At 70.0% G+C, this 13,866-nt stretch carries 10 protein-coding genes; 3 read left to right on the top strand and 7 right to left on the bottom strand.

The window, feature by feature from the left end:
• The first annotated feature begins 2 nt into the window (after positions 1 to 2).
• Complete coding sequence (gene metG / locus ACX80J_RS12565; protein WP_459348004.1) at positions 3 to 1,577, top strand: methionine--tRNA ligase; 1,575 nt, start codon at positions 3 to 5, stop codon at positions 1,575 to 1,577.
• A 25-nt stretch (positions 1,578 to 1,602) separates the two neighbouring features.
• Here metG and ACX80J_RS12560 read toward each other — a convergent pair whose 3' ends face one another.
• The 6 genes from ACX80J_RS12560 to ACX80J_RS12535 all read right to left on the bottom strand — a co-directional run bounded on the left by ACX80J_RS12560 (position 1,603) and on the right by ACX80J_RS12535 (position 9,465).
• A complete protein-coding gene (locus tag ACX80J_RS12560; RefSeq protein WP_459343433.1) occupies positions 1,603 to 2,142 on the bottom strand; it encodes a hypothetical protein in 540 nt (179 codons plus the stop codon).
• Positions 2,143 to 2,173: 31 nt separating this feature from the next.
• Positions 2,174 to 3,889, bottom strand: coding sequence for an ATP-binding protein (locus tag ACX80J_RS12555; RefSeq protein ID WP_459348003.1), 1,716 nt, complete (start codon positions 3,887 to 3,889; stop codon positions 2,174 to 2,176).
• A 55-nt stretch (positions 3,890 to 3,944) separates the two neighbouring features.
• On the bottom strand, positions 3,945 to 6,521 hold the full coding sequence (locus ACX80J_RS12550) for an FtsX-like permease family protein (protein ID WP_459348002.1): 2,577 nt from the start codon (positions 6,519 to 6,521) through the stop codon (positions 3,945 to 3,947).
• 1 nt (position 6,522) lies between these two features.
• The gene (locus ACX80J_RS12545) at positions 6,523 to 7,311 is read right to left on the bottom strand and encodes an ABC transporter ATP-binding protein (RefSeq protein ID WP_459343430.1); all 789 of its coding nucleotides are present in this window, start codon (positions 7,309 to 7,311) and stop codon (positions 6,523 to 6,525) included.
• A 136-nt stretch (positions 7,312 to 7,447) separates the two neighbouring features.
• A complete protein-coding gene (locus tag ACX80J_RS12540; RefSeq protein ID WP_459343898.1) occupies positions 7,448 to 8,119 on the bottom strand; it encodes a response regulator in 672 nt (223 codons plus the stop codon).
• A 140-nt stretch (positions 8,120 to 8,259) separates the two neighbouring features.
• Positions 8,260 to 9,465: a sensor histidine kinase gene (locus tag ACX80J_RS12535; protein ID WP_459348001.1), complete on the bottom strand. Its 1,206-nt coding sequence runs from the start codon at positions 9,463 to 9,465 to the stop codon at positions 8,260 to 8,262.
• Between the two features lie 114 nt (positions 9,466 to 9,579).
• Here ACX80J_RS12535 and ACX80J_RS12530 point away from each other — a divergent pair, with 114 nt between their 5' ends.
• Together ACX80J_RS12530 and ACX80J_RS12525 are read left to right on the top strand one after the other, a co-directional pair.
• Positions 9,580 to 10,632: a 3-isopropylmalate dehydrogenase gene (locus ACX80J_RS12530; RefSeq protein WP_459348000.1), complete on the top strand. Its 1,053-nt coding sequence runs from the start codon at positions 9,580 to 9,582 to the stop codon at positions 10,630 to 10,632.
• Positions 10,633 to 10,726: 94 nt separating this feature from the next.
• On the top strand, positions 10,727 to 11,833 hold the full coding sequence (locus tag ACX80J_RS12525) for a branched-chain amino acid aminotransferase (protein ID WP_459343427.1): 1,107 nt from the start codon (positions 10,727 to 10,729) through the stop codon (positions 11,831 to 11,833).
• A gap of 111 nt (positions 11,834 to 11,944) precedes the next feature.
• Here ACX80J_RS12525 and ACX80J_RS12520 read toward each other — a convergent pair whose 3' ends face one another.
• Positions 11,945 to 13,516, bottom strand: a complete 1,572-nt coding sequence (locus ACX80J_RS12520; RefSeq protein WP_459343426.1) for a putative bifunctional diguanylate cyclase/phosphodiesterase — start codon at positions 13,514 to 13,516, stop codon at positions 11,945 to 11,947.
• Positions 13,517 to 13,866: the final 350 nt, after the last annotated feature.

The following is a 13,866-nucleotide window of genomic DNA, read 5'->3' as shown; positions in this document are numbered from 1 at the left end:
GGGTGACCTCCCCAGCTGACGCAAAGCCCTCGTTCTACATCACCACGGCCATCTCCTACCCCAACGGCGTGCCCCACATCGGCCACGCCTACGAGACCATCGCCGTGGATGCCATGGCCCGCTTCAAGCGACTCGACGGCTTCGACGTCATGTACCTCACGGGCACCGACGAGCACGGCCTCAAGATGCAGCAGGCCGCGGACCGGGAGGGCATCCCCGTCCGGGACCTCGCCACGCGCAACGCGCGGGCGTTCCGGGACATGAACGACGTCGTCGGGACCTCCTACGATCGCTTCATCCGGACCACGGACGAGGACCACTACGCCGCGGCCGCCGCGATCTGGAAGCGGATGGAGGCGAACGGGGACATCTACCTCGACAAGTACGCCGGCTGGTATTCCGTGCGGGACGAGGCCTTCTGGGCGGAGGACGACACCGAGGTCCGCGAGGACGGCGTGCGGTACTCGAAGGAGACCGACACCGAGGTCACCTGGACCGAGGAGGAGAGCTACTTCTTCCGGCTCTCGGCCTACCAGCAGAAGCTCCTCGACCTCTACGAGTCGCAGCCGGAGTTCGGTGCGCCGCAGTCCCGCTTCAACGAGGTCATCTCGTTCGTGCGGCGCGGGCTCGAGGACCTCTCCATCAGCCGCACGACGTTCGACTGGGGCGTCCCGGTCCCGGGTGACGACCGGCACGTCATGTACGTCTGGGTGGACGCCCTGACCAACTACCTCACCGGCGTCGGCTTCCCCGACACGGACTCGGAACGGTTCCGCACGTACTGGCCCGCCGACGTCCATGTGATCGGCAAGGACATCTCGCGCTTCCATGCCATCTACTGGCCCGCCTTCCTCATGTCCGCGGGCCTCGAGCTGCCGAAGCGCGTCATGATCCACGGCTTCCTGCACAACCGGGGGGTCAAGATGTCGAAGTCGCTCGGCAACACCGTGGCGCCTGCGGACTGGGTGGACCAGTACGGCCTCGACTCCGTGCGCTTCTTCCTCCTCCGCGAGGTCCCGTTCGGAGCCGACGGCTCGTACAGCCACGAGGCCGTCGTCGGGCGGATGAACGCCGACCTCGCCAACAACTTCGGCAACCTGGCCCAGCGGTCACTGTCCATGGTGGCGAAGAACTGCGGCGGCGCGGTGCCCCGGCCGGGAGCGTTCGCACCGGCCGACACGGCGATCCTCGACCAGGCCCATGCCCTGCTGGAGGCAAGCCGCGCCGCGTACGACCGGCAGGAGTTCTCCCGTGCCCTCGAAGCCGTATGGGCTGTCCTCGGCGATACGAACGCCTACTTCGCCGATCAGCAGCCCTGGGTCCTGCGGAAGACCGACCCCGAGCGCATGAACACGGTCCTGTACGTGACCCTGGAGGTCCTCCGGGTGGTCGCCGTCCTCGCCCAGCCCGTCATGCCGGGCAGCGCCGGGCAGATCCTCACGGCGCTCGGCCAGGGCACGGAGGCCGACGACGCCCGGCGTCTCTTCAGTGCGCTCGGCCGGCGCATCGAGCCGGGGACCGCCCTGCCCGCACCGTCGCCGGTGTTCCCCAAGTACGAGGAACCCGCGGCGTCCTGACCGTAGCGGCCCGCTTCCCGCGGTCTCAGCGCCGCAGGAAGCGGTCCGCGGCCGTCTGCGTCATGACGCGGGCGACGGTCTCCTGCTGGCGCTTCGAGGCGTCGAGCAGCTGCTCCAGGACGGGGCGGTTGAGCACCGCGTCGCCCGCGGACGCCGAGGCATCCTCGGACAGCGCGAGGAGTGTGGACCAGAGTGATTCCTTGCCCTTCAGCAGGGACTGGAGGGCCTCGAGTTCCAGTTGGGCGCCGGCGTTCGCCCTGCGCCTCGTCGGGTTGAGCGGATCGAGTTCCGCCACGACGGACAGGGCGCGTGCCATCGCCATCTTCGGGAGGCTCGGCCGGTGGCCCAGAGCCTTGATCAGGCGCTTGAGGAAGGCGCGCTCCTGGTCGATCTCGCGGCGAAGGCGGGCGAAGTCCTCCTCGTAGGGAGTCCCGGCCCAGGAGACCCGTGCCGCACCGAAGAGGCGCACCCCGTTGGTCGCGCCGACGAGGTGCAGGTCGAGGTAGGGCAGCAGCGTCCCGAGGTCCAGCTGGCGTACCGGGATGCCGTTCGCGGCGGGCGTCATAGGGAAGTCCTTCCGTGATTCGTCCAGCTCATCACCCTACGGGAGCGTGGCTCAACAGCGGTAGCGTGATCGCGACGGCGGTGCCGACGCCAAGGCTCGATTCGATCGTGATAGTCCCGTGGTGCGCCTCGAAGGTCTTCTTCGCGATGGACAGGCCGAGCCCGACTCCCGGCAGGACCTGGTTCGCGTTGGCCGCCCGGTGGAAGGACTCGAACAGTCGGGGCAGGTCGTCCGGGGGGATGCCGATGCCGGTATCGCGCACGACGACGACCACGTGTCCCTCGTCGGGTTCGTGCGTGAGGCCGACGAAGACCGTGCCGTCCTCCGGCGTGAACTTGATGGCGTTGGACAGCACGATGGCCAGGGCTGCGGAGAGCTGCTCGCGGTCGCCGGAGACCGTCACGGAGTGGTCCGGCAGCACGGAGTCCAGCGTGATGCCGCCGGCCGAGGCCTGCAGCACGGCGCGGCCCGTCAGCTGCGAGACGAGGTGGACGAGATCCACGGGGCCGTGCTCGGATGCGTCGGCGTCCCGCGAGGAGACCGCCGAGATGTGCTCGATGAGCTCACTCAGCTTCGCGGTGTTGCGCTCGACGGCCTGGAGCATCGTGCTGGCCTCCGGCGGCAGCTCGCCGCCGACGCCGTCGAGGATCATCTCGAGGTACCCGGCGATCGATGCGAGCGGAGTCCTCAGCTCGTGGTTCACGGTCCCCACGAAGTCGCTCTTCGCCCGGTTGAGGGCGCTCAGTTTGCGGACGGCCTGCTGCTGCCGGGAGATGAGCTGTGCCTGGATCAGCCCGTGGGCGAGGTTGCCGAGGACATGCTGCGTCAGCGCGCTCTCGACGCCGGACCAGGCGAGCGGCGTCTCCTCGCTAATGATCCAGAGCAGGCCGAACGGGGTGTCCCCCTCACCGAGCGCTGCAACGACCCCGCTGACCGTGCTGCCGTTGCCCGCGACGTCGCACAGCCACTGGGGAGCCTCGACGTCGCGCACACCGGGGACGGCCGCACCGGTGCTGAACCTCGCACTCGAGGACTCCTCCCAGAGCCTCAGCGCGAGGGCGAGGGAGGCCTCCTGGTGGACCCGCAGCGGGGCGGCGGGAGGCTCGCGCCTGTCGCTGGTCCAGGTGCTGCTCCGGGCGGCGACGCGCTCGTCGTCGAAGATCTGCAGCACGAGGTGGTGTGCGCCGAGCGCCCGTCCGACTGCCGGGAGGAACTGGTCCACCATCGCCGCCGGATCGTTCGTGGCACGGATACGGGCGGAGATCCGCCTCATCTCCTCGCGCAGGCGGGCCGATGACGTCCTCTGCTGCAGGTGGCGCTGCTGCCGGGCGATCGCGGCGTGCGTACGGTGCAGCAGCTCTGCGGGGGTGACCGGGCGGAAGACGACGTCCGACACGAAGGGTGTCACCGCATCCGGCAAGGCGTGGGTACCGGCTTCGGGCAGGAGGAGGATCACGGGCAGGCGGGCGAGTTGGGGGTGCTCTGCGACGAGGTCGGCCAGGGACCCTGCGTAGGCGAGCGCCGTCTCCAGGTCCACGAGCAGGACATCCGGTCGCGCCGCGAGCACCTCGTCGAGGAGCGCCTCCGGCGTCATGGCAGCCCTGGAGGGATAGCCGCCGGCGGCGAGGATACGCTGCAGCTCGGCGCAGTCCTCCGCTGACGGGGACGCGACGACGGCAGATGCCTCACCGCGAACCCCTGCTTGTGCCTCCTGCGCCACGGTGTCCTCTCCGACCCTCTGCTGCAATGTCCCTAATATATGCCGCTCGGAGCGTGAATCGAGGACGCCGTGCGCTGGAGGGTCAGTTCATCGCGAGTCCCGCGACGGGTGAGAGCCGTGCAGCCTGGCGGGCGGGGAGTACGGAGGCCAGCAGCCCCGCGGCGACCGCCACCGCGATGACCGCCCCGATCTGGCCGGCCGGCACGGACGGGCTGACGGAGGCGATCCCGCCCAGCGCCGCCTGCGCTCCGAGCCAGCCGTAGAGGACGCCGAGGCCGGAGCCCAGGAGCGCCGCGACTCCCGCGATGAGCACCGCCTCGACCGCCAGCATCCCGCGCAGCTGGGCCCGTGTGAGACCGAGGGCACGGAGGAGCGAGTTCTCCCTGCGCCGCTCCAGCACGGAGAGGGACAGCGTGTTGGCGACGCCGATGAGTGCGATCAGGACGGCGACGGCGAGCAGGGCGGTGACGATCAGCAGCAGGACGTCGATGATCTGGTGGTAGGACGCCCTCTCGATCGCCGCTCCGGTGACCTGGTACTCGGAGATGCCGGTCGCATCGGTGATGCGCGACCGGACGTCCGCAACGGCCTGCGCGTCGAGCCCGTCATCGAGCTTCAACCAGAGGGTCGCACCGAAGTAGGTGGCGAGGCTGCTCCCCGCCTGCCCCTGCGCGTCCTCAGTGCCTGTCCCGGCGAGGAAATCCGAGAGGGCACCGACCGGGGCCCCGCCGAGTTGCTGCGCCGTAGCCATGGTGATGAGCGGCTGGAAGAACGTGGCGTCGGTGGCCGTGACGGGCAGGGTGGCTGAGCCGTCGCGGGTCTCCAGAGTGATTTCCGACTGCGTCCAGGTCTGCGGGGCCAGGATCATGCCGTCCGTCAGGGCTGTGCCCTGCGAGCGGAGCACTCCTGCTACGTCCGCGGGGTCGACGGCGTAGACGAGGGCTCCACCGTCGTCCGTGCTCGTGAACAGGACCGGGGTGAGTTCGACGACGGACTGCACGCCGTCGACCTGCAGGAGCGTCGGGACGGCAGCCCTCCGCGGCGTCCACGCCGCTCCGTCCAGTGCGGTGGACGCGGCACCGAGTCCCGAGACCTCGAGGTCGACCGCGTAGTTCTCGTCGAGCTCGCGGTCGAACGACGTCCGCGCGGTCTGTGCACCGACCATCATCATGGTCACGAGCGTCACGCCGACCATCAGCGCTGCCGACGAGGCGGTGGTGCGCGCCGGATTCCGGACGGCGTTGACCGATGCGAGGGTGCCGGGTACTCCCAGCGGGCGGGCGATCCTGCCGACGGTGGCAACGCTCGCGGGCACGAAGAACGGCGCGAGGAGGACGATGCCGAGGAAGGACACGGCGCCGCCGACGACCGCCTGGACGAGGGCGACGGATACGGCGCCGAGCAGGAGGAGCGCGCCGCCGACGACGAGGGCTGCGAAACCGACGGTGAGCCGTGCACGACCGCTCCTGGTCCCTGCTGCCGGCGGCTCGACGGGACGGAGCGCGGCCAGCGGGGCGACCCGGGTCGCGGCCCGCGCGGGAACGAGTGCTGCGAGGAGTGTCATCAGTACACCGGTGACCCCGCCGATGATGACGGCCGAGGGCGGAACGGCCAGGACGGCGAAGGAGCCGAACTCGGTCTGCCGTGCGAGGGCCACGAGCGCGGACATCGCCCCGACGGCGAGCACCACCCCGAGCACCGATGACGCCAGACCGACGACGGCCGCCTCGACGAGCACCGACGTCCGCACCTGACGCCGCTGGGCACCGATGCAGCGCAGCAGGGCGAGTTCCCGCGTCCGCTGCGCCACCAGGACGGAGAAGGTGTTCGAGATGACGAGTCCGGCGACGAGGACGGCGACGGCCGCGAAGGCCAGGAGGATCCCCGTGAGGGCGTCATTGCCGCTCGACAGCTGCGCGACATCCGCAACAGTCTGATCGTTCGCCGTACGGACCGAGAGCGTCCCGGCACCGGTCGGTGAGCCGTCGAGGACCGGAACGGCGGCTGCGGCGACCACGGCCGGATCTGCTCCCGGCCGCAGGCCGAGCTGGACGTTGCGGAAGGCGGTCTCCCCGCCGCCGAGTTCGCGCACGACGGACGCGGACGCGAGGACCTGCACCGCGCCGGACTGCGTGGGGTCCGCACTCGGTGCCGTCAGACCCGTGACCGTCAGGGCATGGCCCAGGGAGGTGGAGGGAGCGCCGGAGTCCACGGCGACGGTGTCCCCGGGGACGACACCGAGACGCGCGGCCGAGGCGTCGTCCAGTGCCACGTCGCCGGGCTCGGACGGGTAGGAGCCCTCCACGACCCGCGCGGTCTCCAGCCGGGCCGGAGCCGTCGACGTCAGGACGGCGAGGGACGTCTCCGCCCCCGTGGCCAGCTGACCATAGGCGCGCTCCAGGCCATGGACGGCCTCGACCCCGGGAACGGCGGCGAGTTCGTCGGCGAGGCCGGAGGGGACGGTGCCGCCGTCCTGGTCCGACACCACGAGATCCGCCTTGGCGTAGGAGGCGCCGATGCTCTGGCCGAGGCTGGCCCTGGTGGTCGCATCGACCATGAGGGTCGCGGAGAGGAAGGCCACGCCGAGCATCACGGCGAGGCCGACGGCAAGGAGGCGCCGTGCGTGGACCCGGACCTGGGCGAGGGCTACCTGCAGCACGTCAGGCCCCCAGCTTCGCCAGGGCGCCGAGGATGGCGTCCGGTGTCGATTGGTCGAGTTCGCCCACAAGTGCGCCGTCCCGCATGAGCAGGATGCGGTCCGCGTAGGAGGCCGCCACCGGATCGTGGGTGACCATGATGATGCTGCGGCCCATCTCGCGGCAGCTGCGGCGCAGCAGGGACAGCACTTCGGCCCCTGTCGCGGAATCGAGGTTGCCGGTAGGCTCGTCCCCGAAGATGACGTCCGGCCTCGTCAGCAGGGCACGCGCGACGGCGACCCGCTGCTGCTGACCGCCGGAGAGCTCGTGGGGGCGGTGGGACAGACGGTCCGTCAGGCCCAGGGAGGAGGAGATCTGCTGCAGCCAGGCGGTGTCCACTGTGCCGCCGGCCAGCGCCACCGGAAGCGTGATGTTCTGCTCCGCGGTCAGGGTGGGCACGAGGTTGAAGGCCTGGAAGACGAATCCCACGCGCTCGCGCCGGAGCCGCGTGAGGGCGGCATCGGCGAGCCCGGTGATATCCGTCCCGCCGATCCAGAGTCTCCCGGCATCGATGCTGTCCAGACCCGCGAGGCAGTGCATGAGCGTCGACTTGCCGGACCCGGACGGCCCCATGATGGCGGTGAAGCGTCCCTGCTCGAAGTCGAGCGAGACGTTCCGGAGCGCGTGGACGGCGGTCTCCCCGCGCCCGTAGCTCTTGGAGACGTCGCGCGCGGCCACGGCGGCCGCTGCAGGGGGTGAGGCCGGCACCGGGAGGCGGCCGGGCAGGTCGGTGGAGTTCGTGGAGATCGTCATGCTCCCACGCTAGGTTTCCCGGCGCTGCGGCGGATCGGCGCCAGGGCCGGGGTTCCGGCCGGAAACCTCATACCGCGGGATGAGGGGCAGCGTCACCGGCGGGGACCGTGGTCCTTGTCCGACCCACGCCCCGTGGTCAGGGGCGGACGATGCCCGTCTCGTACGCCAGGACGACGGCTTGCACGCGGTCGCGGGCCTCGAGCTTCGCGAGGATGTGCCCGACGTGCGTCTTCACGGTCGCCTCGGACAGGACGAGCCTTCCGGCGATCTCCGGATTGGACAGGCCCTGGGCGATGAGTTCGAAGACCTCGCGTTCGCGTGCCGTCAGTCGTGCCACCGCGGCGGCGTGGGCTTTCTGGGTCGCCGAGGGTTGGCGCAGCAGCGGGGCCACGTGGTCGAGCAGGCGCCGCGTGGTCGACGGGGCGATGACGGCGTCGCCGCGGTGCACGGTGCGGATCGCCTCGAGCAGTTCCTCGGGCGGAGCGTCCTTGAGCAGGAAGCCGCTTGCCCCGGCGTGGATCGCGGACAGCGCGTACTCGTCCAGGTCGAACGTCGTCAGGACGACGATGCGCGGTCCCGTGGTTCCAGGGTCGCCCTCGTACGCGGCGAGGATGCGGCGCGTCGCTTCGATGCCGTCCATGCCCGGCATGCGCACATCCATCAGGACGACGTCGGCAGGGATGGCTGGAAGAAGCCGAACCGCTTCTCCACCGTTGGCCGCCTCGCAGACGACCTCCAGGTCCGGCTGCGACCCGATGAGCATCGCGAATCCGCTGCGGACCAGGTGCTGGTCATCGACGATGGCCACGCGGATCGGAGTGGCGTCGCTCCCGATCGTGCCGGGGGTGCTGATGGCGGTGCTGATAGGGGTACCGACAGTGCTGCTGGTAGTGCTGTCCACGGTGGTTCCGTTCTCCGATGCTGGCGGATGTGTGCTGTCGTGCCGGCTTACGCCTGCGTGTACGGGATGAACGCTTCGACACGGTACCCGCCGCCGGTACGCGGCCCAGCGGAGACGCTGCCGTCGTAGAGGCGCACGCGCTCGGTCATCCCCTTGATTCCCTGGCCCGCACCCGCGGTGGCGGGGTCCGCGGCCGCCCCGCGTCCGTCGTCGTCCACCGTGATGGTCAGGCCACGCGGTCCGTAGTCGAGCACCACCTCGGTGGTCGTGTCCGCACCCGCGTGCTTGAGGACATTCGTCAGGGACTCCTGCACCACGCGGTACCCGGTCAGTTCCGCGCCGAGGGGGAGTTGCCGGCGCGGGGTGCCGCCGCGGCGCCAGGTGACCCGCACTCCGGACCTGCGCACCGACTGGATCAGGGGATCGATGTCGTCGAGTGTCGGGAGGGGCCGGGTGGAGGCGATCTCGTCGCCCCGCAACACGCCCAGCAGCCGCCGCATCTCGCGCAGCGAGCCCCTGCCCGTGTCGGCGATCGTGCCGAGCGTCGAAACGGCGAGCTCCGGTGCCTGCGCACTCGCGTACCGTGCACCGTCGGCCTGCGTGATGATCACGGAGAGCGAGTGCGCCACGATGTCGTGCATCTCCCTGGCGATGTGGCTGCGCTCGTCCGCCGCCGCGAGGTCCCGCTCCTGCTGCCGCTCGACCTCCAGGCGGCGGGTCCGGTCCTCCAGCGCCTGGTACGTCAGCCTCCGTGACCGGGCGAGGTCGCCCGCCGTCCAGGCGAGGAGGACGAGTGATTCTACGAGGAAGAGCAGGATCAGGAACAACGGCACCGTGGCGAGCACCGAGGGGGTGCCTCCCACTCCGATCATGTCGCCGTACCGCACCAGGCCGATGGCGGCTCCGGCGATGGCGAGTCCGAGAGCCGCCAGCCCGGCCCACCGCGGACCGTGGGCGGCGAGGGTGTGAAGCGTGATGAGGATGACGAACTGCACGGGAACGGGGTCGACGCCGGTGACGAGTTGCAGGACGGAGATTCCCGCGACGGCGCCGGCCGAGAGCATGACCCGCGACCGGCGCCAGGCCAGGGGCAGGACCAGGGCTGTGGACACGACGACGATCAGCCAGTACCCCGGGACACCGCTGACGGCGAAGGGCAGGACCAGGAGGACGAAGATCGCCGCGGCGAGACAGGCGTCGACCCGCCCCGGGTGCGTGCGCACCCAGTGCGCCAGCCGCAGGTGGAGGTCCATGGGGCCCAACTCTAGGCGGGCCGGTTCCTGTCGCACATCCGACCCAGGGTGGAGGCGTCGTCTCATCCTGCGGACGGATTGTTGCGCATGCTGCGGCTTTCCTACGCTGGAACCATGACTGATGCCCCGCACCGTATCGACCTCGCCGTCATCCCCGGAGACGGAATCGGCCCGGAAGTGACCGCGGAGGCGGTCAAGGTGCTGCGTGCGGCGGTCGGCGACGACGTCGAGCTCTCGCTGACCGACTACGAGCTGGGGGCGGAGCACTGGCTGGCCACGGGGGAGACCCTGCCCGACGCGACCCTGGAGCAGCTGCGGCGCCACGACGCCATCCTTTTCGGTGCCGTCGGGGCCGCCCCCGGCGACACCCGGATCCCTTCGGGGCTGATCGAGCGGGAGTTCCTGCTGAAGCTCCGCTTCTCCCTGGACCACTTCGTGAACCTGCGGCCCTCGAAGCTGTACCCCGGCGTAGCCAGTCCGCTGGCCGATCCCGGCGTCATCGACTTCGTCGTCGTGCGGGAGGGGACGGAGGGGCCGTACACCGGCAACGGGGGAACGCTGCGCGGTGGGACGCCCCACGAGGTGGCCACGGAGGTCTCCCTCAACACCGCTCATGGAGTGGAGCGGGTCGTGCGCGACGCCTTCGCGCGTGCCTCGGGGCGCCGGAAGAAGCTGACACTCGTCCACAAGCACAACGTCCTCGTGTACGCGGGCCACCTGTGGAAGCGCACCGTCGAGGCCGTCGCCGCCGAGTTCCCCGACGTCCACCACGACTACCTGCACGTGGACGCCGCGATGATCTTCCTCGTCACCGACCCCTCGCGCTTCGACGTCATCGTCACGGACAACCTCTTCGGTGACATCGTCACGGACCTGGCGGCAGCGGTCTCGGGCGGGATCGGCCTCGCGGCCTCCGCGAACCTCAACATGGACCGCACCGCCCCCTCGATGTTCGAGCCGGTGCACGGGTCGGCCCCGGACATCGCCGGCCAGCAGGTCGCGGACCCGACGGCCGCGATCCTGTCCGGAGCGCTCCTGCTCCGCCACCTCGGCCTCGATACCCGTGCCCAGCGGATCGAGCAGGCCGTCGAGCAGGACATCGCGTCGCGTTCCGGTGCCCGCAGCACCTCGGCCATCGGCGATGCTATTGCCGCTGCCGTGTCCTAAGGTGGTTACACATCATTAACCCAGTGCCGGAGCACTGACCACCACGGGCGACGGCGGCCATGCCGCGCGTGCAGTCCGTTCCAGCGGAGGAACCATGACAGCCACCGATACCCAGTTCGCCCAGCACCTGTCGACGCAGCGGAAGTCGGCCGAGGAGCGGGAGGCGGTGCTGGCGAACCCGGGCTTCGGCAACTTCTTCACCGACCACACGGCCATCGTCGACTTCAGTGTCGACGCGTCCGGGGTCGGGGGCTGGCACGATGCCCGGCTCGAACCCTACGGGCCCATCGCGCTGGATCCGGCAGCCGCCGTGCTGCACTACGGCCAGGAGATCTTCGAGGGCATGAAGGCCTACCGGCACGCCGACGGCTCCGTGTGGACCTTCCGGGCCGACGCGAACGCAGCCCGCCTGAACCGCTCCGCAGTCCGCCTCGCCCTGCCCCAGCTGCCCGAGGAACTGTTCCTCGAGTCCCTGCGCCAGCTCGTCTCGGCCGACTCCGACTGGATCCCCTCCGGCGACGGGGAGAGCCTCTACCTCCGGCCCTTCATGATCGCCACCGAGGCATTCCTCGGCGTCCGGCCCGCCCGTGAGGTCTCCTACCGGGTGATCGCGTCACCCGCCGGCAACTACTTCGGTGGCGAGGTGAAGCCCGTGGACATCTGGGTCTCCCGCAACTACGCCCGTGCGGGACGCGGCGGTACCGGAGCTGCGAAGGCCGGCGGCAACTACGCCTCATCGCTCGCGGCGCAGCTCGAGGCCGAAGCGCACGGCTGCAAGCAGGTGCTGTTCCTCGACCAGTTCAACGACAACGCGGTCGAGGAACTCGGGGGTATGAACGTCTTCTTCGTGTTCCGTGACGGTTCCCTCGTCACTCCTGCGCTCTCCGGCACCATCCTCGAGGGTGTCACCCGGTCCTCGATCATCCAGCTCGGCAGGGACCGGGGACTCCAGGTGAGCGAACGCAAGATCACGCTGGACGAATGGCGCGACGGCGTCGCCAGCGGCGACATCACCGAGGTCTTCGCCTGCGGTACGGCCGCCGTCATCACGCCCATCGGGCAGCTGCGCGACGGCGACGAGTTCATCGGCTCGGCGGGTGCACCGGCCGGCGAGGTGACCATGTCGATCAGGAGCCAGCTGCTGGGGATCCAGACCGGCGTCGTGGAGGACACGCACGGCTGGCTGACGCGCCTCGTCTGAGACCGATCGCTGGAAACGGCGCCCGGCAGGCCCCGAAAGGGTCCGTCAGGCGCCGTCCGTATCAACGCGAGTGCATCATCGGGTGCCTGCGCCTCGGAGTCGCCCGGCCCGTCAGCGGGAGGGCGCGATCTCCGAACCGTCGATACCCTCGCCCGCGCGGAGATGACGCGTGGTTGCGAGCAGCGCTGACGCGTCGTCGGCGGGCAGGGGCCGGCTGAAGTAGTACCCCTGGCCGCTGGCGCAGCCGAGCTCCCGCAACTGGTCCGCCTGCTCCCGCGTCTCGATACCCTCGAAGACCGCTTCGAGTCCGGCAGCCCGGATGAGCTGCAGGATCGCCGCGACGAACTCGAGCTGGCCGGCCCTCGTGTTCAGCTCCACCAGGAGGGAGCGATCCACCTTCACCATGCTGACGGGCAGTTCACGGAGGTAGCTGATGGAGGAATAGCCCGTTCCGAAGTCGTCGATCTCGATGCCGACCCCGAGCTGCTGCAGGCTCAGCAGCGAGTACATCTCCACCTCACCCCGCGTCACGATCGCCGTCTCGGTGATCTCGATCACGAGGCTGTGCGCCGGCAGGTCCAGTGCCCGCAGGAGGGACCGCACGTGGTCGACGAGGTCGAGCTGCTTGAGTTCGACGGCGGACAGGTTGACCCTCAGCTGGAAGTCGTCGTCGAGCGCGAGGTCCCTCCGCCACTCGGCAAGCTGCCGCAGCGAGGTGGACATGACCCAGCGGTCCAGGTCGTGGATGACCCCGATCTCCTCGGCCAACGGGATGAAGGTGTCCGGGGGGATCAGTCCGCGCAGGGGGTGCTGCCACCGGACGAGGACCTCGACCCCCAGGATCCGGTTCGTGGCGAGCTCCACCACCGGCTGGTAGTGCAGGATGAGTTCGTCGGAACTGATGGCACCGCGCAGCTCCGTGGCCATCTGGCTCCGGAGCTGCCGCGAGTACAGCATCACGGGCTCGAAGACCTTGATGATGCTGCGGCCCTCGCGCTTCGCCGCGTACATGGCCGTGTCAGCGTCCAGCAGGAGGTCGTCGGCGGTCTGGCCGGGCGTGCCGAGGCGCACGCCGATGCTCGCTTTGGCGGTGACGTGGAGCGAGTCCAGCTGGATCTGTTCGTTCAGGACTTCGAGGGCGCGGCGCGCCACCTGTGTGGCGACGTCCTTGGATGCGGCAGGAAGCAGGATCGCGAACTCGTCGCCGCCCAGGCGCGCCACGAGGTCGCTCTCACGGACCACGCTGTTGAGCCGCTTCGCCACCTCCTGGAGCACGCGGTCACCGGCATCGTGGCCGAAGCGGTCGTTCACGTTCTTGAAGCTGTCCAGGTCGAGGAGCAGGAGAGCCGGGGGTGGTGCTCCGTTCGCGGCCTGGCCGAGCGCTTCCTCGATCCCCTCCATCAGCGCGACGCGGTTGGCGAGGCCGGTCAGGGCGTCGGACATCGCCATCTTCATCATGTCCAGGTGTGCCTGGCGAAGCATGGCGGTGCGGCTCTCGACGCGCTTCTCGAACTGCTCGTAGACCTGCTCGAGCTCCTCGGCGAGCAGGTTCACGCCGGTGATGACGGCGTCCACCTCGTCCCTCGCGGTCGAGGGTTCGATGCGGCTGCTGAGTTCTCCCCGGGAGAGCCGGACGATGCTCTCGACCAGCATCGCGAGCCGGGGGTCCTTGTCAGCGCTCATCGGTCCCAGCGTACGTTCCAGAGGGAGGTCGCGCTGCACGACGACCGTCGGGAACCGGTCCGGCCGCGTTACCGGAACAGGGCTGCATGCTGCGGACGATGACCGTCGTCATGGCACTACCCCCGAATTGTCCCCGCCGAACAAGGAATGGAGCGCATCGGCCTCTGCCGTCGCGCAGGTCCTGCAGCAGGCGGTGCGATGATGCTTCCGCACTACCTGACGGGGGCTAGGTTAGCATTCCTCGCCCCGGATCCTGCGGACATGCCGAGTCCGTGCGTACCGCACTGCGACTGGGCCGGTCCGGGCACGAAGAAGCCCCGGCCAGGGTGGGAGTAATGGGGGAAAACGCC

It is taken from the genome of Arthrobacter rhamnosi (assembly GCF_054510975.1).
The sequence above is the reverse complement of the archived record's forward strand: the minus strand, read 5'-3'. Positions and strand labels throughout refer to the sequence as shown.

Bases quoted from the DNA above. Each gene is read 5' to 3' on its own strand.
- ACX80J_RS12520 (WP_459343426.1), bottom strand. From the start codon at position 13,516: ATGAGCGCTGACAAGGACCCCCGGCTCGCGATGCTGGTCGAGAGCATC.
- ACX80J_RS12545 (WP_459343430.1), bottom strand. From the start codon at position 7,311: ATGACGATCTCCACGAACTCCACCGACCTGCCCGGCCGCCTCCCGGTG.
- ACX80J_RS12560 (WP_459343433.1), bottom strand. From the start codon at position 2,142: ATGACGCCCGCCGCGAACGGCATCCCGGTACGCCAGCTGGACCTCGGG.
- ACX80J_RS12535 (WP_459348001.1), bottom strand. From the start codon at position 9,465: ATGGACCTCCACCTGCGGCTGGCGCACTGGGTGCGCACGCACCCGGGG.
- ACX80J_RS12525 (WP_459343427.1), top strand. From the start codon at position 10,727: ATGACAGCCACCGATACCCAGTTCGCCCAGCACCTGTCGACGCAGCGG.
- ACX80J_RS12530 (WP_459348000.1), top strand. From the start codon at position 9,580: ATGACTGATGCCCCGCACCGTATCGACCTCGCCGTCATCCCCGGAGAC.